Raw genomic sequence first — 18115 nt, 5'->3', positions numbered from 1 at the left:
GGGCGGTTTTCTGCGACAATCCGCCCCCTGCATAAATAGACGACCGTTACGTACCTGATGACAGACCAAGCGCCCGCTATCGACCAACTGCTGAAAAACCTCGACCATGCCCTGCTCGCCGACCGCCACCGGTTGCGGCGTCAGTTGCTCGAGCTGCGCAAGAAGCCCGATGAGGAAAAGCTCGCGCAGTGGGTCGCGCGCATGCAGGCGTCTTGTGCCCAGGTCACGGCGCGGCGTGACAGTGTGCCGGCGATTCGGTATGACGACAGCCTGCCCATCGCCGCCAAGCGTGACGAAATCAAGGATGCGCTGCTCAAGCATCAGGTATTGATCATTGCCGGCGAAACCGGCTCGGGTAAAACCACGCAGTTGCCCAAGATCTGCCTGGAAATCGGTCGCGGCCAGTTCGGCCTGATCGGCCATACCCAGCCGCGCCGTATCGCAGCGCGCAGCGTGGCCAGCCGGGTGGCCGAGGAACTGGCCACGCCATTAGGCGCGCTGGTCGGCTACCAGGTGCGTTTCGAGGATCAGAGCGACTCCAATACCCTGATCAAGCTGATGACCGACGGCATCCTGCTGGCGGAAACCCAGAACGATCGCTACCTCGAGCGCTACGACACGATCATCGTCGACGAAGCCCACGAGCGCAGCCTGAACATCGACTTCCTGCTCGGCTATTTGAAGACCCTGCTGCCACGTCGCCCGGACCTGAAAGTCATCATCACCTCGGCGACCATCGACCTGGAGCGTTTTTCCAAGCACTTCAATGACGCGCCCATCGTGGAAGTGTCGGGTCGTACTTTTCCGGTGGAAACCTGGTACCGCCCGCTGACCCTGGAACAGGACGAAGAGGGCAACCGCGTCGAGGACGACCTGACCGTCGACCAGGCGATCCTTGCCGCACTGGATGAAATTGCCGCTTATGAACGCAGCGAACGGCGCAGCCCCGGCGATGTGCTGGTGTTTCTGCCGGGCGAACGCGAAATCCGCGATGCCGCCGAGATGCTGCGCAAGGCGCAGCTCAAGCACACCGAGATTTTGCCGCTGTACGCGCGCCTGTCGCCGGCCGAACAACAGCGCATTTTCCAGTCGCACCCGGGCCGGCGCGTGGTGCTGGCGACCAACGTCGCCGAAACCTCGCTGACCGTGCCGGGCATTCGCTACGTAATCGACAGCGGCACCGCGCGCATCAGCCGCTACAGCTATCGCGCCAAGGTACAGCGCCTGCCCATCGAAGCGATTTCCCAGGCCAGCGCCAACCAGCGTAAAGGCCGCTGCGGGCGGGTCGAGCCGGGTATCTGCGTGCGGTTGTACAGCGAAGAGGATTTTATCGGACGCCCGGAATTTACCGACCCGGAAATCCTGCGCACCAACCTCGCGGCGGTGATTTTGCAGATGCTGCACCTGCGCCTTGGCGAAATCACGGACTTCCCGTTTATCGAGCCGCCGGATGGCAAGGCCATCAGTGACGGTTTCAACCTGCTGCAAGAGCTCTCGGCGGTGGACCGCAATAGCCAGCTCACGCCGTTGGGCCGTCAGCTGGCGCGCCTGCCGGTGGACCCGCGCATGGGGCGCATGCTGCTGGAAGCGGCCAAGCTGGGCAGTTTGCAGGAGGTGTTGATCGTGGCCAGCGCCATGTCGATCCAGGACCCGCGCGAGCGCCCACCCGAGCGCCAGCAGGCCGCCGACCAGGCGCATGCGCAATGGAAGGACACCGACTCGGATTTCGCCGGGCTGGTCAACTTGTGGCGTGGCTTTGAAGAACAGCGCCAGGCGTTGACGGCGAGCCCGTTGCGCAATTGGTGCCGCAAGAACTTCCTCAATTACCTGCGCCTGCGCGAGTGGCGCGATTCCCATCGCCAGTTGAGCCTGATCTGCCGCGATATGCAGCTGGCGATCAACAAAGAACCGGCCGATTACCCGAAATTGCACAAGGCGGTGCTGTCCGGCCTGCTGAGCCAGATCGGTCAGAAAACCGAAGACGGTGATTACCTGGGCGCGCGGCAGCGGCGCTTCTGGATTCATCCGTCGTCGGGCATCGGCAAGAAGCGCCCGCAATGGCTGATGACCGCCGAGTTGGTGGAGACCACCAAACTGTATGCGCGCATGGTCGCCAAGATCGACGCCGACTGGATCGAACCCCTGGCCGGGCATCTGATCAAGAAAAACTATTTCGAGCCGCACTGGGAGAAGAAGCGCGGACAAGTGGTGGCCTATGAGCAGATCACCTTGTTCGGGTTGATCGTGGTAGGGCGCCGGCCGGTGCATTTCGGTCCGATCGATCCGGTGGTGTCCCGCGAGCTGTTTATCCGCGAAGGGTTGGTGCGCGGCGAGATTCAGTCGCGGGCCAGGTGCCTGGCGGCCAATCAGAAACTCTTGGAGCAGCTTGACGAACTGGAAGCCAAGGCGCGCCGGCGGGACATCCTGGCCGACGAGGAAACCCTGTACGCGTTCTACGATGCGCGCCTGCCCGCCGAGATCCACCAGACGGCCACGTTCGACAGTTGGTACCGGGTCAACAGCCAGAAGAACCCGCAACTGCTGATCATGCGCGAGGAGGATGTGCTGGCCCGTGAAGCCAGTGAAGTCACGGCGCTGCACTACCCGGACACCCTGCGCCTGGGCGACCTGGAGCTGGCCCTGAGTTACCACTTCGAGCCCAACCACCCCCGCGACGGCGTGACCCTGCGCGTGCCGGCACCGCTGCTGCCGGCGTTGCCGCCGGAGCGTCTGGAGTGGCTGGTACCGGGGGTGATCGAAGTCAAGTGCATCGCCCTGGTGCGCAACTTGCCCAAAGCGCTGCGCAAGAATTTCGTGCCGGTGCCCGATTTCGTCAAGGCGGCGCTGCAACGCATTGAGTTCGGCCAGGGTTCGCTGCCCCAGGCGCTGGGCCGTGAACTGCTGCGCATGACGGGGGCGCGCGTGGGCGACGACGCTTGGACCGAGGCCGCGCAGCAGGTGGAAAACCATCTGAAGATGAATCTGGAAGTGGTCGATGGCCAGGGCAAGTTCCTCGGCGAAGGTCGCGATCTGGCCGAGCTGACCGCACGCTTCGCCGAAGCCAGCCAGGCGGCGCTGGCGGTGCCGCAGACTGCGAAAAGCCAGCAGCCGGTTGAGGCCAAGGTATTCGCGGCAGTGGCCGAAACCACCCAGCAGAAGATCGCCGGCTTGTCGATGACGGTGTACCCGGCGTTGGTGGAAGAAAACGGCACGGTCAAGGAAGGACGTTTCTCTACCGCTGCCGAGGCCGAGTTCCAGCACCGTCGCGCCTTGCAACGCTTGCTGATGCAGCAACTGGCCGAACCGGCCAAGTTCCTGCGGGGCAAGCTGCCTGGCCTGACCGAGCTGGGGTTGATGTACCGCGAACTGGGGCGTGTCGATGCGCTGGTGGAAGACATTCTGCTGGCCAGCCTTGACGGTTGCATCTTGGACGGCGAGCCGAGCCTGCCACGGGACGGCGCCGGGCTGGCGGCCCTGGCCGAGCGCAAGCGCGGCAGTTGGACCGAGCACGCCGAGCGCCTGGCACGCCTGACCCTGGAGGTGTTGAAGCTCTGGCACGGTTTGCAAAAGCGCTTCAAAGGCAAGATCGACCTGGCCCAGGCGGTGGCGTTGAACGATATCAAGCAGCAGTTGAGCCACCTGGTGTACCCGGGGTTCGTGCGGGAAACCCCCGCGTACTGGCTCAAGGAATTGCCACGTTTCCTCAAGGCCGTTGAGCTGCGCCTGGAAAAACTGCCGAGCCAGGTGCAGAAGGACCGGGTGTGGAGCGGCGAGTTGTCCGGCCTGTGGACGCAGTATGAAAACCGCCTGAAAAAGCATGCGCAGGAAGGCAAGCGCGATCCCCAGCTGGCGCTTTACCGCTGGTGGCTGGAGGAATACCGGGTGTCGTTGTTTGCCCAACAGCTGGGGACCAAGGTGCCGATTTCCGACAAACGCTTGAGTAAGCAGTGGGGCCTGGTCGAAGCCTGAAATACAACACCAATCCCGCTCCCACAGGTTCGATGTATCCCGGCAAGGGCGTGTTTATTGAGGGTATGGCGCGAAATCCCGAGGTTTGTGGCAAACTTCGCCGCTATAAATGCCGGGATCGTCGTGAAAAGCCACGACGCGATGGAATAAAGCGTTGCCAGTTTGGTGCCCGCAGTGCGGAATCGGACTACTTATAGTTTGGTACGACGGTACCAATATCTTCTGCCTGACAGATTTAGAGGAACGACCGTGCATAACGTCGTCATCAGCGGCACTGGCCTGTATACCCCCGCCAACAGTATCTCCAACGAAGAGCTGGTGCAGTCTTTCAATGCCTACGTGCAGCAGTTCAACAACGATAACGCGGATGCCATCGAGCGCGGTGAAGTGCAGGCGCTGACGGAATCCAGCGCGGCCTTTATCGAGAAAGCGTCAGGCATCAAGAGCCGCTTTGTCATGGACAAGGACGGCATTCTCGACCCGCAGCGCATGGCGCCACGCCTGCCCGAACGCAGCAACGACGAATGGTCGGTACTCTGCCAGATGGCCGTCGGCGCCGCCGAACAGGCTTTGCAGCGCGCCGGCAAGACCGCCGCTGACATCGATGGCGTGATCGTCGCCTGCTCCAACCTGCAACGCGCCTACCCGGCCATTGCGATTGAAGTCCAGGCAGCCTTGGGCATCCAAGGCTTCGGTTTCGACATGAACGTAGCCTGTTCTTCGGCCACTTTCGGCATTCAGAACGCCGCCAATAGCATCCAGTTGGGGCAAGCGCGGGCGATCCTGATGGTCAACCCGGAAGTCTGCACCGGTCACCTGAATTTCCGCGACCGTGACAGCCATTTCATCTTTGGTGATGCGGCCACCGCCGTGGTGCTCGAGCGCGCTGATCTGGCGACGTCCAGCCATCAGTTCGACGTGGTGAGCACCAAGCTGCTGACGCAGTTCTCCAACAATATTCGCAACAACTTCGGCTTCCTCAACCGCACGGCGGAAGAGGGTGTCGGTGCACCGGACAAGCTGTTCGTACAGGAAGGCCGCAAGGTGTTCCGCGACGTTTGCCCGATGGTGGCCGAGCTGATCGGCGCGCACCTGGCGGAAAACCAGCTGGACGTCGCCGATGTGAAGCGCTTCTGGCTGCACCAGGCCAACCTGAGCATGAACCACTTGATCGTGAAGAAACTGCTGGGACGCGAAGCCTCGGTGGAAGAAGCGCCGGTAATCCTCGATACTTACGCCAACACCAGCTCGGCGGGCTCGGTCATTGCGTTCCACACCTACCAGGACGATCTGCCCAAGGGGTCGGTGGCGGTACTCAGCTCGTTTGGCGCGGGTTATTCGATCGGCAGCGTGATCCTGCGCAAACGCTGATCTACCGGTCGGCCAATGTCCAAGGTGGGAGCTGGCTTGCCTGCGATGACGAGGGTGAATTCACAGCCGCTATCGCAGGCAAGCCAGCTCCCTCAGGTATCGGGTTTTCACTGTGGGATCGAGGTAAACGATGGCAGCAGCGGACGACGCGCACCTGCTTGAACGCCTGCTCAAGGGTGAGCAGCGGGCCTACAAGGAATTGGTCAGTACTTACCAGAGCGCCATGCGCGCGGTGGCCTATGCCATCGTCGGCCAACGCCACGCCGATGAAGTCGTGCAGGACGCCTGGCTGTCGGTGGTGCGCAACCTGGCCAGGTTCGAAGGGCGTTCCAGCCTCAAGACCTGGCTGCTGACCATTACCGCCAACGCCGCCAAGGGGCGTTACAAGCAGAACCGGCGCGAGGTGCTGCTCGACGATTTGCCTTCGCCCCACGGTACCATCGGCGATGAGCGCTTTTCCCCGGATGACGGCCACTGGGCCGTCGCCCCGTACGCCTGGCATCAGGACACCCCGGAAGCCCTGCTGACCGAGGATGAGCTGCGCAAATGCCTTGAGCATACGTTGTTGAGTCTGTCGGAACTGCAAAGCAGCGTGCTGTTGTTGCGTGAGCGCCAGGGGCTGGAGTTGGAGGAGATTTGTAATCTTCTGACGCTCTCGCTCTCCAATGTCCGTGTGCTGTTGCATCGAGCACGGCTTAAAGTCTTTGCCACGGTGGAGCATTTTGAGGAAACGGGCGAATGTTGACCTGTAAAGAACAAGTGGCGCGTTCCAGTGACTATCTCGACGGGCAACTGACCTTTCGCGAGCGTCTGCTGGTGCGTCATCACTTGATGTTCTGCCCCAACTGCCGACGGTTTATCCGTCAGATGCGCCTGATGCAGGCGACGCTGAAGATCATGCCGGATGAGCCGGTAGAGGGTGTGGAGGCCTTGGCGCAGCAGTTGGCGCAAGAGCGGCTCAAGGATCACAAAGGTGGGGAATAAGCAGGCTCGCGTAGGTGGACCGGACGGATGATGGGGACCGCTCCACCCACGCAAGACTGTTTAAGAAGCAGCCTCAAGCGGTTAGCTTGAAGCTGCCAGTGACACGCTCGTCCTTGAAGCTTGTAGCTTGAAACTTACCGTTATCGTTCTTAGAACTTGGCTTCGGCATCCAACTGCAGGGTGTTGGTGTTGGCATCACGCTGAGTACGGCTGGAGAAGTCAGCCTTGGTCAGGAAGTACGTGGCGCCCAGGGCGAAGTTCTTGTCGATGTCGTAGCTGACCTTGAACTTGTGGCCACGGGAACCGGTGGTGCCGTTGGCGAAGTCCGAGTCGGTGAAGGCACCCACTACAGCGTTACGCTGAATGTCGCGGTAGTTGTAGTCCAGGTTGAAACCGAACACTTTGGACTTGGCACCCAGCAACCAGGCGGTGTCTTGGTCGGTTACGGCATCGTTGTTCTTCACGTACTGGCCGTAGAACGCCAGAGGCACCGCCAGGCCACCGATGTCGGCCTGGGCAAAACCTTCGTACAGGCGGAACTGGTTGTCGGCCGAGTTGCCGTTTACGGCCAGTGCGCATGGCGTGGTGGTCGTGGTGCAGCGGCTGTCCTTGTCGTTCTGGTAGGCATAGACGCTGCCGCCCAGGGTCAGTTTCAGGTTGTCGGTCACCGAGAAACGGGTACCCAACTGGCCGGATGTCAGGCGCAGGTCGTGGCGGAACTGCACGCCGTCGCCGTCGACGTTGTCCTTGAGGTTGTAGTTACCGATGCTGCCGAACAGCTCGGCGCTGCTACCCAGCGGGTATTTGTAGGTCAGTGCCAGACCTTCCGGGTTGATGTCGCTATCCCAGATCACGTCGCCCATGTTGACCCACGGTTGCAGCATCTTGCCGCCAATCACGTGCAGGTTCTTGATTTGGTCGGGGTGGTAGTCGATGTAGCCGAGGTCCAGCCAGATCGACTTCTTGTCGAAGTAGTTGTCCTGGTCCTGGTTGGTGGAGCGGGCGTCGTCGCTGCTGCCGGTGGCGATACGGATACCGGTGTCGACCTGGGAGTTGATCTCGGTGTAAGCGCCCAGGCGTGCACGGATGCGCTGACGATCCTTGTCGCGGCCGCCGTTATTGGATTCGCCCTGGATCTTCACGGTTTCCTGACGGAAACGTACGTCACCCTTGAACTGGGTCTTCGCGGCCCAGGCCAGCTTCTGGTCGAAGCTGCTCAACTCGTTGGTTTTCTTCGCGGTGGCCGCGATCTGCTCGTTGGTCTCTTGTTGAGCTTGTTGTGCGATCTGCTTTTCTTTCTGATCCTTGGCCAGTTCCGCTTGCAGCTCGGTGTACTGCGCCGAAGTGATCTGGCCGTTGGCCTTGAGCATGTCGAGCAACTTGGCGTCGACTGCGGCGCTGGCCGGAACGCTCAGGGCCAGTAACAGGCCGCCGCACAGGACCGCCGCAGTTTTGGTGGAAGCAAGACGCATATCAATCTCCGAAAGTGAGGAGGGATGGCAAACCATCCAGGACACAACCGACCGATGACGGACGGAAAAATAGCCGCCTGGTAGAACCAGGCGCTCTAAAAACAGGCGTCAGTATCACGATCGTTTATGACGCAGCAGTGGCTATCTGATGTCATCTAGATGACAAATTCTTTAGGTTTGGAACTATTGGGCTGTGACCCTGTCGTGCGATTCGAGGGTGTGTGAAGGGCCGTGATAAGCGATACTCGCCAAGCTTTCACGCCATGACGTAGTGAGGATGCCGATGCCGCTGCAACGCCTGGACAGCCTGTCCGAAATCGCCCCGCAGGAGTGGGACGCCCTGGTTCCGGATAGCCAGCCTTTTGTGCGGCACGCCTTCCTCAGTACGCTGGAAGACAGCGCCAGCCTGGGCCCGCAATCGGGTTGGCGCCCCGAGCATTTGCTGCACCGTGAAGGCGATCGGCTGGTGGCGGCCTTGCCTGGTTATCGCAAATGGCATTCCTATGGCGAATATGTGTTCGATCACGCATGGGCGGATGCCTGCGAGCGCGCCGGTATCGACTATTACCCCAAGCTGCTGGTCGCGGTGCCGTTCAGCCCCGTGAGCGGGCCGCGCCTGTTGGCGGCCAATGCCCAGGACGGCTTCGAGCTGCTGAAGAGCCTGCCGGGCTATCTGGAAATCGAAGGGCTCTCCAGCGCCCACATCAACTTCACCGATGCATTGGCCGATGAGGCACTGGCCGCGCAATCGGGTTGGTTGCAGCGCGTGGGGTGTCAGTATCACTGGCAAAACCGTGATTACCGTGACTTCCAGGACTTCCTCGACGCCCTGAGTTCACGCAAGCGCAAACAGATGCGCAAGGAACGTGAGCAGGTGGCGGGGCAGGGCATCGAGTTCGAATGGCTGCAAGGCCATGAGTTGAGCGAGGCCCAGTGGGATTTTGTCTACGCCTGTTACGCCAATACCTATGCAGTACGCCGCCAGGCGCCCTACCTGACCCGCGCATTTTTCAGTCTGCTGGCCGAGCGTATGCCCGAGGCGATCCGCGTGGTGCTGTCAAAACAGGGCAATCGCCCGGTGGCCATGGCCTTCAGCCTGATCGGCGGCGACAGTTTCTATGGCCGCTACTGGGGCTGCCTGGCGGAATTCGACCGCCTGCATTTCGAAACCTGTTTCTATCAGGGCATGGACTACGCCATCGCCCACGGCCTTCACCGTTTCGATGCGGGCGCGCAGGGTGAGCACAAATTGATCCGTGGGTTTGAACCGGTGATCACGCGCTCGTGGCACTACCTGCGTCACCCGGGGTTGAAGAATGCCGTTGAGGATTTCCTGGAGCGTGAACGTGTGGGCGTGCTGGCGTATGCCGAAGAGGCGAGGGCAGCCCTGCCTTATCGGCAGGCCTGAACCGCTGGTCTGGTGTTGAGGGCAGAAAAAATCTGGATCGCTATCCTGTATGTACAAAAGTACATACAGGATGTGCCATGCTATTTGAGTGGGATGAAGCCAAAAATAGAGCGAATATTGTTAAGCACGGCATCGATTTCAATGACGTTCCTGATCTCTTTCGGCACCCAATGCTGGCCATGCGTGATGATCGAGTGGATTATGGGGAAGAGCGATGGGTCAGTATTGGTTGGATCAAATTGTTAATGGGTGTGGTCGTATACACCGAGCGGCGTGGTGATGTGATTCGTATCATCTCCGCCCGAAAAGCAACCAAGAGGGAGGCCAATTACTATGACGCAAACATCGAAAACTGATTGGGAGCGCTTGGCCAAGATGAATGATGAGGACATCGATACCAGCGATATCCCTGAGCTGGACGCTGAGTTTTTCCGGCGTGCCGAATTGCGTGTTCCGGTGAAGCAGGCAGTGACTATCAGGCTTGATGCGGATGTTCTGGAGTGGTTCAAGGGGCAGGGAGCTGGCTACCAGACGCGAATCAATCAGCTGTTGCGCCAGTACATGCAGGCCCATCAAGGCTAAGGTCCCGCTCTATTCAAGGCAGCCCTGCCTTATCGGCAGGGCTGAACCCGTTTTACGTCAGGCCGAGTCCTCCTTGCCGAGCCATCGGTAGGTCACACCGCCGACCACCGCGCCGAGGATCGGCGCGAGCCAGAACAACCACAACTGCTGGATCGCCCACCCGCCCACGATCAACGCCGGGCCGGTACTGCGGGCCGGGTTGACCGAGGTGTTGGTGACGGGAATGGAGATCAGGTGGATGAGTGTCAGGGCCAGGCCGATGGCGATGGGCGCCAGGCCCGCCGGGGCGCGACGGTCAGTGGCGCCGAGGATGATCAGCACGAACATCGCCGTCATCACCCACTCACAGACAAACCCCGCCACCATCGAATAACCGCCCGGCGAATGCTCGCCATAGCCGTTGGACGCCAGGCCGCCTGCCAGTTCAAACCCGGGCTTGCCGCTGGCAATGAAGTACAACAACGCGGCGGCCACAACACCGCCGATGACTTGGGCGACGATATAGGCCGGTAACTCCCTGGCCGGAAACCTTCCGCCCACGACCAGCCCCACCGACACGGCCGGGTTGAGGTGACAACCGCTGATATGCCCGATGGCGAACGCCATGGTCAGCACCGTGAGCCCGAACGCCAGGGACACGCCCAACAATCCGATCCCGACTGCGGGGAATGCCGCGGCCAACACTGCACTCCCGCAACCGCCCAACACCAGCCAAAACGTACCCAATCCCTCTGTGACTGAACGTTTGAACAAAGACATGCAACACGTCCTTGATAGATCCCTATCGAATCAGTAAATCGGTGATGCTCCCTGCAGATTTACTTCAGCGCCCCTCTGGGCACTGCACACAATTACAGCACGCTTTTGACACAAATCCAGCTCATGAAAAAGCGCCAGGCCCCTTTGTTTCAGGGGGCTGGCGCTTATTTGGAGCAGGCGACGATCAGTCGATTCCGACAAACCCTCCCGTCTGGTGCTGCCACAGCCGCGCGTACAGCCCCTTGTGCGCCAGCAGCTCGGCATGGCTGCCGCTCTCGGCGATCTGGCCCTTCTCCAGCACCACCAGGCGGTCCATCCGTGCGATGGTCGACAAGCGGTGGGCGATGGCGATGACGGTCTTGCCCTGCATCAGCGTTTCCAGGCTTTCCTGGATCGCGGCTTCCACCTCCGAGTCCAGGGCCGAGGTGGCTTCGTCCATGATCAGGATCGGTGCGTCCTTGAGCAGCACCCGGGCAATGGCGATGCGCTGGCGCTGCCCGCCGGAGAGTTTCACGCCACGTTCACCCACGTGGGCATCCAGCCCGGTGCGGCCTTCAGCGTCCGACAGCAACGGGATGAATTCATCGGCGCGGGCCTTGTGCACGGCAGCCATGAGCTCTTCGTCGGTAGCGCCAGGCTTGCCGTACAGCAGGTTGTCGCGGATCGAGCGGTGTAGCAACGAGGTGTCCTGGGTGATCATGCCGATCTGTTCGCGCAGGGTTTCCTGGGCAACTTCGGCAATGTTCTGGCCGTCGATCAGGATGCGCCCGCCTTGCAGGTCGTACAGACGCAGCAACAGGTTGACCAGGGTCGACTTGCCCGCGCCTGAGGGACCGATCAGGCCGATCTTTTCACCGGCCTTGATTTCCAGGTTGAGGCCGCCAATGATCCCGCTTTGCTTGCCGTAGTGGAAATCCACCTGTTCGAAGCGCACTTCGCCGTGGGGCACGTTCAGGCGCGGCGCGTTGTCGCGGTCGATCACGGCCAGCGGCTGGGCGATGGTCTTGAGACCGTCCTGCACTTGGCCGATGTTTTCGAAAATGCCGTTGACCACCCACATGATCCAGCCGGACATGTTGACGATGCGGATCACCAGGCCGGTAGCCAGGGCAATCGCACCCGTGGAAATCAGCGATTGGGTCCACAACCACAGCGCAAGGCCGGTGGTGGTGACGATCAGCAGGCCGTTCATGCTGGTGATCACGATGTCCATGCTGGTGACCACGCGGCTGGCCAGCTGGGTTTTCTCGGTCTGCTCGATGATTGCTTCCTTGGCGTATTCCTGCTCGTAGTGGGTGTGAGCGAACAGCTTCAAGGTGGTGATGTTGGTGTAGCCGTCGACGATGCGGCCCATCAGTTTGGAACGTGCCTCGGAGGACGTCACCGAACGCTCTTTCACCCGGGGTACGAAGTAGCGCAGTGCCAGGCTGTAGCAGATGATCCAGGTGATCAGCGGGATCATCAGGCGCCAGTCGGCCTCGGCGAACAGCACCAGGGAACTGATCGCATAGATCGCCACGTGCCAGATCGCATCCACCGCTGCCACGGCGGAGTCGCGCAGGGAGTTGCCGGTCTGCATGATGCGCTGGGCAATACGCCCGGCGAAGTCGTTCTGGAAGAAATTCAGGCTCTGCTTGAGCACGTAGCTGTGGTTCTGCCAGCGGATCAGGCTGGTCATGCCGGGGCTGATGGTCTGGTGCACCAGCAGGTCATGCAGGGCGCCGAAGATCGGGCGCAGCAGCAGGGCGACCACGGCCATCCAGATCAGCTCGGCACTGTGCAGCTGGAAAAAATCGACGGGCGGCGTGCCCTGGGCCAGGTCGATGATGCGGCTGAGGTAGCTGAACAGTGCCACCTCGATCAGCGCGCCGATCAGGCCCACCACCAGCAAAGTGGCGAAGTGCGGCCATACCTGGCGCAGGTAGTAGAGGTAGAAGGGCAGGACGGTATCGGGAGGAGCCGCGCTGGGGGGCGCGCGGAAGATATCGATCAGTTGTTCGAAACGACGATAGAGCATTAGGGTTGACGCCCGCCGGGCGGGCTCTCCTTTCAAATGCGCGCGCGGCCTTGTGGGCGGCGCGCGGAGCTACCTGCTACCTCAGTCGATGCGCTTGGCCGACTTGATGTACACAGGATCGATTGGCACGTTCTGCATGCCCTGTTTGGTCGTGGTCTGGGAGTTGACGATGATGTCGACCACATCCATGCCCTTCACGACCTTGCCGAACACGGCGTAGCCGGCATCGCGGCCCGGGTCGAGAAAGGCGTTGTCGGCCACGTTGATGAAGAACTGGCTGGTGGCCGAGTTCGGGTCATTGGTGCGCGCCATCGACAGGGTGCCACGTACGTTGTGCAGGCCGTTGCTGGCTTCGTTCTTGATCGGCGCGTCGGTCGGTTTTTGCGACATCTGCGCGTTGAACCCGCCGCCCTGAACCATGAAGCCCGGGATCACACGGTGGAAGATCGTGTTGCTGTAGAAGCCCTTGTCCACATAGGCCAGGAAATTCTTGGTACTGATCGGCGCCTTGACCGGGTCCAGTTCGATTTCGATGTCGCCGTTGGTGGTGGTCAGGAGTACGTGCTGAGCCTTGACGGGCTCGGCCGCCATCAGGTTGGCTGCGAACAGTACGGAGCCGGCGAAGAAGGCGATTTTTTTCAACATGGGTCAGTGATCCTGGGTAGTGGTTTCGACTGTCTTTAGAAAATCGAGCAGGGTAGCGTTAAAGACTTCGGGTTGATCCAAGGGCGTGGCGTGGCGGGAATCCTCGATGACCACCAGCCGCGCATCGGGCAGCAGTTTTACATAGTTTTCTTTGTGCGCCACGGGGGTGTAGTCGTGGTCGGCGCTGATGACCAGTGTTGGACAGGCGATTTTGGAGAGTCGTTCCTGTACGCCCCAGCCCACAATCGCGTCGAAGCTGGCGAGATAAGCACGTTTGTCGTTCTTTGCCCAGCGCTCGGCCATCTTGCGGCGCAGGTCGGCTTGTTCCGGCTCGGGGAACAATCGATCACCCAAGGCCTTGCCAATGGTGGCCAGGCTGAGCAGGCGCGCCAGGCTCCAGCGCTTGGTCCATTGCCAGTAATCGCCCGGGCTGCGCACCTTGACCTCGGGCGTGCTGTTGACGATGCACAGGCTGCGCACCCGGGCGGGTTCGTCCACGGCCAGTTGAAAGGCGATCATGCCACCCATGGACAAACCCACCACGTGGGCGGGCGGCAGGTTCAGGTGTTCGATCAGCGCAATCAAGTCGAAAGTGAACCCCTGGATGCTGTAGCGCTCGCGGGGTTTGTCGGAGCGACCATGGCCACGCACATCCACCACGATCAGGCGGTAATGCCGGGCCAGCACCGGGATCTGCAATTCCCAGTCCTGACTGCTGGAGCCCAGGCCGTGGATCAGGATCAACGGGTTGCCGTGGCCATATTCCTCGTAGTGCAGGGTGCAGCCTTCATGGTCGAACCAGGCCATGCATGAACTCCGTTTCAGGCTTGCTGTGGGGCGGCGAAAGGTGCGTCCAGGGGAGCGGTATCAAAAGTGCGCAGCAGTTCGACGAGGATCTGCGTCGCCGGCCCCAGGGGTTTGTCCTTGTTCGAATACAGATAGAACGTGGGATGGCGGCTGCCGCCCTGTTCCAAGGGTAGCTGCTTGAGTACGCCTTCGGCGAGTTCGCGTTCGATCATGTGCCGGGGTAGCCAGGCAAAGCCCAGGCCGCTGCCGACGAAGGTGGCGGCGGTGGCCAGGCTGCCGACGGTCCAGCGCTGTTCGGCGCCAAGCCAGCCCACGTCGCGGGGTTGCTGGCGACCGGAGTCGCGGATCACCACCTGCATCTGGCTTTCCAGGTCCTGGAAACTCAGCTCGCGATTCATGCGGTGCAGGGCGTGGTCGGGATGGGCCACGGCGACGAACTCCACGTCGCTCATTTCCGTACCCAGGTAACCCGGGATGCTGAAGCCGGAGATCGCCAGGTCCGCCACACCTTCCATCAACAACTCTTCAACGCCGGAGAGCACCTCTTCACGCAGCCGCACGCGGCAGCCACGGCTCTGCGGCATGAACGCGGTGAGGGCGCGCACCAGGCGTGCGTTAGGGTAGGCGGCGTCCACCACCAGGCGTACCTCGGCTTCCCAGCCCTGTTCCATATGGTGGGCGAGGTCTTCGAGCTGGCTGGCGTTTTTCACCAACTGGCGGGAGCGGCGCAGCAGCACTTCGCCTGCTTCGGTGAGCACGGCCTTGCGCCCGTCGATACGCAGCAGCGGCACGCCGAGCTGATCCTGCATGCGGGCCACGGTGTAGCTCACCGAGGATTGCGAACGGTGCAGCGCTTCGGCCGCCTGGGCGAAGCCGCCATGGTCGACCACGGCTTGCAATGTGCGCCATTGATCGAGGGTAACGCGGGGCGCTTTCAAGATGAGCTCCTCTTGTCCTAAGCTGACAGCCTTTATTGGAGACTGCCGAATGAGAAAATTCTGTTATTTGCTGCTGGTGCTGCTGCCAATGAGTGCGTTTGCCTACCCCATCGATGTCACGAAAAAAATCGACGGCGTCAGCGTGGACTACACCGCTTCCGACGTGGACGGCGATATCAGCTCGATCCAACTGAATAACTACGGCACCAACGATGCGCTGTGCTCGGTAACCTTCACCAATGGCCCGGAATCACCGCGGCGCCGTACGGTCACGGTGCCGGCGGGCAAAAGCACCAACACCACGGTCAAGTTCAACCGCGCCATCATCAAGATGCGTATCGCCTTGGCCTGCTCGCCCAAATAAAGCGCAAGCGGAGCATGCCCTCAGGAATACTCCGCTTATAAGCAAATTTCTAGATGGTTTATAGCAGTTTTTTGCGCTTTTTAATCGAATTGGCTCTGTTTAATCTTCACTCCATCGACTTACAGCAATTACAGATGGAGCCTACAACGCCATGTCCAATGTTCTGATCATCGAAAGCAGCGCCCGCCAGCAGGGTTCGATTTCCCGCCAGCTGACTCAGCAGTTCATCAGCCAATGGCAAGCCGCCCACCCGGCGGATCAGATCACCGTGCGTGACGTGGCCAGCAACCCGGTCCCGCATCTGGACGCCGACCTGCTGGGCGGTTGGATGAAGCCCGCCGAAGAGCGCAACGACAGTGAACAAGTGTCCCTGGACCGCTCCAATGAATTGACCGACGAATTGCTCGCCGCCGACGTGCTGGTACTGGCCGCGCCGATGTACAACTTTGCAATTCCCAGCACCCTCAAGGCTTGGCTGGACCATGTACTGCGTGCCGGCGTGACCTTCAAATACACCGCGACCGGCCCTCAGGGCTTGTTGACCGGCAAGCGTGCCATCGTGCTCACCGCCCGTGGTGGCATTCATACCGGCGCCAGCTCTGACCATCAGGAACCCTACCTGCGCCAGGTAATGGCCTTTATCGGTATCCACGACGTCACCTTCATTCACGCCGAAGGGGTGAACCTGAGCGGAGACTTCCAGGAGAAGGGCATCAACCATGCCAAGGCGCTGTTGGCACAGGTCGCCTGAACCGTTAATCGTCAGATAATCGCGCGGTGTTTATCTAACCCCACGCCAACCCTTCAAGTACGCGTACGAACCTCCCTTTGCACTTGTAGCTCCTGAGTGCTCCTGCCCGACTGACGCTTTAGCGAGGTCGGGTTTTTTTTGCCCCGAGTTTCGTCAAACGCCGAAAAGCTTTAATGTCCCGCCCATTCGAAACGAGGCGCGCATGGGCTATCTACTGGTTGTCACCCTGATTCAGGCATTTTCCTTCAGCTTGATCGGCGAATACCTCGCCGGTCACGTCGACAGTTATTTCGCGGTGCTGGTGCGTGTGGTGCTGGCCGGGCTGGTGTTTATCCCGCTGACACGCTGGCGTGCGGTGGAGCCGGCCTTCATGCGCGGCATGCTGATGATCGGCGCGTTGCAGTTCGGCGTGACCTACGTGTGCCTGTACCTGAGCTTTCGCGTACTCACGGTGCCCGAGGTGTTGCTGTTCACCATTCTTACGCCGTTGCACGTGACCCTGATCGAAGATGCCCTCAACCGGCGCTTCAATCCCTGGGCACTGGTTGCAGCGCTGGTGGCGGTGGGCGGCGCGGCGGTGATTCGTTTTGACCAGATCACCCCGAACTTCCTCATGGGCTTCCTGTTGCTGCAACTGGCCAATTTCACCTACGCCGCCGGGCAGGTGATGTACAAGCACCTGGTGGCGCGCTACCCCAGCGACTTGCCGCACTACCGTCGTTTCGGCTACTTCTACCTCGGCGCCCTGATCGTGGTGCTGCCGGCATTTCTGTTGTTCGGCAAGGCCAACTTCCTGCCCGAAGCCCCCCTGCAATGGGGCGTGCTGGTATTCCTCGGCCTGGTCAGCACGGCGCTGGGCATGTACTGGTGGAACAAGGGCGCCTGCCTGGTCAACGGCGGTACCCTGGCGGTGATGAACAACCTGCATGTGCCGGTGGGCCTGTTGCTGAACCTGCTGATCTGGAACCAGCACGAGCCGTTGGGTCGATTGGCGCTGGGCGGTCTGGTGATTCTGGGGGCGGTGTGGATCAGTCGGTTGGGCCAGCAACCGAGCAGGGGAGCAGCGAAAAAAGTGTCGTAGCAAAAAGTTGAATCGCCAGAAACGAGGAGGCCCCGCAAAGCGGGGCCGTCACATAACCTAGTCTCGTCACCGTTTCGTGTCGCACGGGAGTGGAGGTTCCTAGGGCTGCGGGGCCAGATTACCAGCCGCGATTTTTACGTCAACCCCATCTGGCGCCGGTCTAGGTCAACTGCACCATTTGGCAACAGTATGTTTATTTCAAGCGAAAAAAACCGTCTGCACTATCGCTCCCGCTTGTACATTTCTTTGCGCTGAAGGGAGTTTGCGGGTAGATGGTCTGGCAAACGTTGGAGTCAAAGCTCTCCACACCACGAATGACGCGCTACCTCAGGGGATATCAGGGCAATCAAGAGCATGCCGCTGCCGCCTATGTGCACAACATGCGGATCGCAGAATCCCTGGTGTCGATTTTCCACGTACTTGAAGTGAGTCTACGCAACGGTATTCAGCGCGAGATGGCGCGCGAGTATGGGCGTGCAGATTGGTACGAGGCCTTCAGAGCAAGCAGCAATCCAGAGCTTCGCTCTAACTATCAAAAAGTGGACGACGCGCGTGCAGCGCTCAAGAAAAGAGGTGTGGACCCAGGTCCGGACGACATCACGGCTGAATTGAGCTTTGGCTTCTGGACTTCACTGTTCAATCGAAAGGCCTTCCCGGATGTTTCCAAGCCTTTGATGAAGGTGTTTTTCTACTGTCCGAGATACGCCAGGAAAGCAGACGTCATCCGCAGCCGCCTGAATAATGCGAGGGACTTGCGAAATCGATGTTTCCATCACGAGCCACTCCTATGGCGACCGCTATTTGCCTTGCACCGGGATATCACAGAAGTTGTGCAGTGGATTGATCCTGGTTTGTGCGCCTGGTTAAAAAACCATGATCGACTCCCCACTGCATTGGTTGATTGGATTCACTGGAGGGAGGCGGCGAAGTTTCCGGCCGCTCAACCAGCGTCAAAAACTGAATAGCG

17 protein-coding genes are annotated in these 18115 nt (G+C 60.5%); 11 read left to right on the top strand and 6 right to left on the bottom strand.

Annotated features, from left to right (window positions below; all coding sequences use genetic code 11):
• Positions 1-57: 57 nt before the first annotated feature.
• The 4 genes from hrpA (at position 58) to ACW9IN_RS22615 (ending at position 6324) form a co-directional block, all read left to right on the top strand.
• A complete protein-coding gene (gene hrpA, locus ACW9IN_RS22630; RefSeq protein WP_457367899.1) occupies positions 58-3969 on the top strand; it encodes an ATP-dependent RNA helicase HrpA in 3912 nt (1303 codons plus the stop codon).
• Between the two features lie 249 nt (positions 3970-4218).
• Positions 4219-5340 carry a beta-ketoacyl-ACP synthase III gene (locus ACW9IN_RS22625; protein WP_457367898.1) on the top strand — a complete coding sequence of 374 codons (1122 nt, stop codon included), beginning with the start codon at positions 4219-4221 and terminating at the stop codon, positions 5338-5340.
• 130 nt (positions 5341-5470) lie between these two features.
• Positions 5471-6085 (top strand): RNA polymerase sigma factor, encoded by a 615-nt coding sequence (locus ACW9IN_RS22620; protein WP_457367897.1) that lies wholly within the window; start codon positions 5471-5473, stop codon positions 6083-6085.
• Complete coding sequence (locus ACW9IN_RS22615) at positions 6079-6324, top strand: anti-sigma factor family protein (RefSeq protein WP_457367896.1); 246 nt, start codon at positions 6079-6081, stop codon at positions 6322-6324. Before ACW9IN_RS22620 ends, ACW9IN_RS22615 begins: the two co-directional genes overlap by 7 nt.
• 149 nt (positions 6325-6473) lie before the next feature.
• Here ACW9IN_RS22615 and ACW9IN_RS22610 read toward each other — a convergent pair whose 3' ends face one another.
• Positions 6474-7796 (bottom strand): putative porin, encoded by a 1323-nt coding sequence (locus ACW9IN_RS22610; protein ID WP_457367895.1) that lies wholly within the window; start codon positions 7794-7796, stop codon positions 6474-6476.
• 283 nt (positions 7797-8079) lie between these two features.
• Here ACW9IN_RS22610 and ACW9IN_RS22605 point away from each other — a divergent pair, with 283 nt between their 5' ends.
• From ACW9IN_RS22605 to ACW9IN_RS22595, 3 genes are all read left to right on the top strand, one after another.
• Positions 8080-9204 carry a GNAT family N-acetyltransferase gene (locus ACW9IN_RS22605; protein WP_457367894.1) on the top strand — a complete coding sequence of 375 codons (1125 nt, stop codon included), beginning with the start codon at positions 8080-8082 and terminating at the stop codon, positions 9202-9204.
• Positions 9205-9281: 77 nt separating this feature from the next.
• Entirely contained in the window at positions 9282-9560 is a 279-nt protein-coding gene (locus ACW9IN_RS22600) for a BrnT family toxin (RefSeq protein WP_457367893.1), read from the top strand.
• Positions 9538-9786, top strand: coding sequence for a BrnA antitoxin family protein (locus tag ACW9IN_RS22595; RefSeq protein ID WP_457367892.1), 249 nt, complete (start codon positions 9538-9540; stop codon positions 9784-9786). Before ACW9IN_RS22600 ends, ACW9IN_RS22595 begins: the two co-directional genes overlap by 23 nt.
• Positions 9787-9843: 57 nt before the next feature.
• On the opposite strand, the gene aqpZ is transcribed toward ACW9IN_RS22595, so the two are convergent.
• From aqpZ to ACW9IN_RS22570, 5 genes are all read right to left on the bottom strand, one after another.
• Positions 9844-10545 carry an aquaporin Z gene (gene aqpZ, locus ACW9IN_RS22590; RefSeq protein WP_457367891.1) on the bottom strand — a complete coding sequence of 234 codons (702 nt, stop codon included), beginning with the start codon at positions 10543-10545 and terminating at the stop codon, positions 9844-9846.
• 184 nt (positions 10546-10729) lie between these two features.
• The gene (locus ACW9IN_RS22585; RefSeq protein WP_457367890.1) at positions 10730-12562 is read right to left on the bottom strand and encodes an ABC transporter ATP-binding protein; all 1833 of its coding nucleotides are present in this window, start codon (positions 12560-12562) and stop codon (positions 10730-10732) included.
• Between the two features lie 81 nt (positions 12563-12643).
• Complete coding sequence (locus ACW9IN_RS22580) at positions 12644-13207, bottom strand: peptidylprolyl isomerase (protein ID WP_457367889.1); 564 nt, start codon at positions 13205-13207, stop codon at positions 12644-12646.
• Between the two features lie 3 nt (positions 13208-13210).
• Positions 13211-14014, bottom strand: coding sequence for an alpha/beta fold hydrolase (locus tag ACW9IN_RS22575; protein ID WP_457367888.1), 804 nt, complete (start codon positions 14012-14014; stop codon positions 13211-13213).
• A 14-nt stretch (positions 14015-14028) separates the two neighbouring features.
• Complete coding sequence (locus ACW9IN_RS22570) at positions 14029-14952, bottom strand: LysR family transcriptional regulator (RefSeq protein ID WP_457367887.1); 924 nt, start codon at positions 14950-14952, stop codon at positions 14029-14031.
• A gap of 49 nt (positions 14953-15001) precedes the next feature.
• Between ACW9IN_RS22570 and ACW9IN_RS22565 the strand changes: the two genes are divergently transcribed.
• From ACW9IN_RS22565 to ACW9IN_RS22550, 4 genes are all read left to right on the top strand, one after another.
• Positions 15002-15316 (top strand): 3-phosphoglycerate kinase, encoded by a 315-nt coding sequence (locus ACW9IN_RS22565; RefSeq protein ID WP_457367886.1) that lies wholly within the window; start codon positions 15002-15004, stop codon positions 15314-15316.
• A 151-nt stretch (positions 15317-15467) separates the two neighbouring features.
• On the top strand, positions 15468-16067 hold the full coding sequence (locus ACW9IN_RS22560; protein WP_457367885.1) for an FMN-dependent NADH-azoreductase: 600 nt from the start codon (positions 15468-15470) through the stop codon (positions 16065-16067).
• A 202-nt stretch (positions 16068-16269) separates the two neighbouring features.
• Entirely contained in the window at positions 16270-17148 is an 879-nt protein-coding gene (locus ACW9IN_RS22555) for a carboxylate/amino acid/amine transporter (protein ID WP_457367884.1), read from the top strand.
• A gap of 272 nt (positions 17149-17420) precedes the next feature.
• Positions 17421-18113, top strand: a complete 693-nt coding sequence (locus tag ACW9IN_RS22550) for a hypothetical protein (RefSeq protein ID WP_457367883.1) — start codon at positions 17421-17423, stop codon at positions 18111-18113.
• Positions 18114-18115 lie beyond the last annotated feature (2 nt).

The sequence above is a fragment of the Pseudomonas sp. SDO5271_S396 genome, from assembly GCF_054071795.1.
This window is presented reverse-complemented; position numbering and strand designations above follow the sequence as displayed.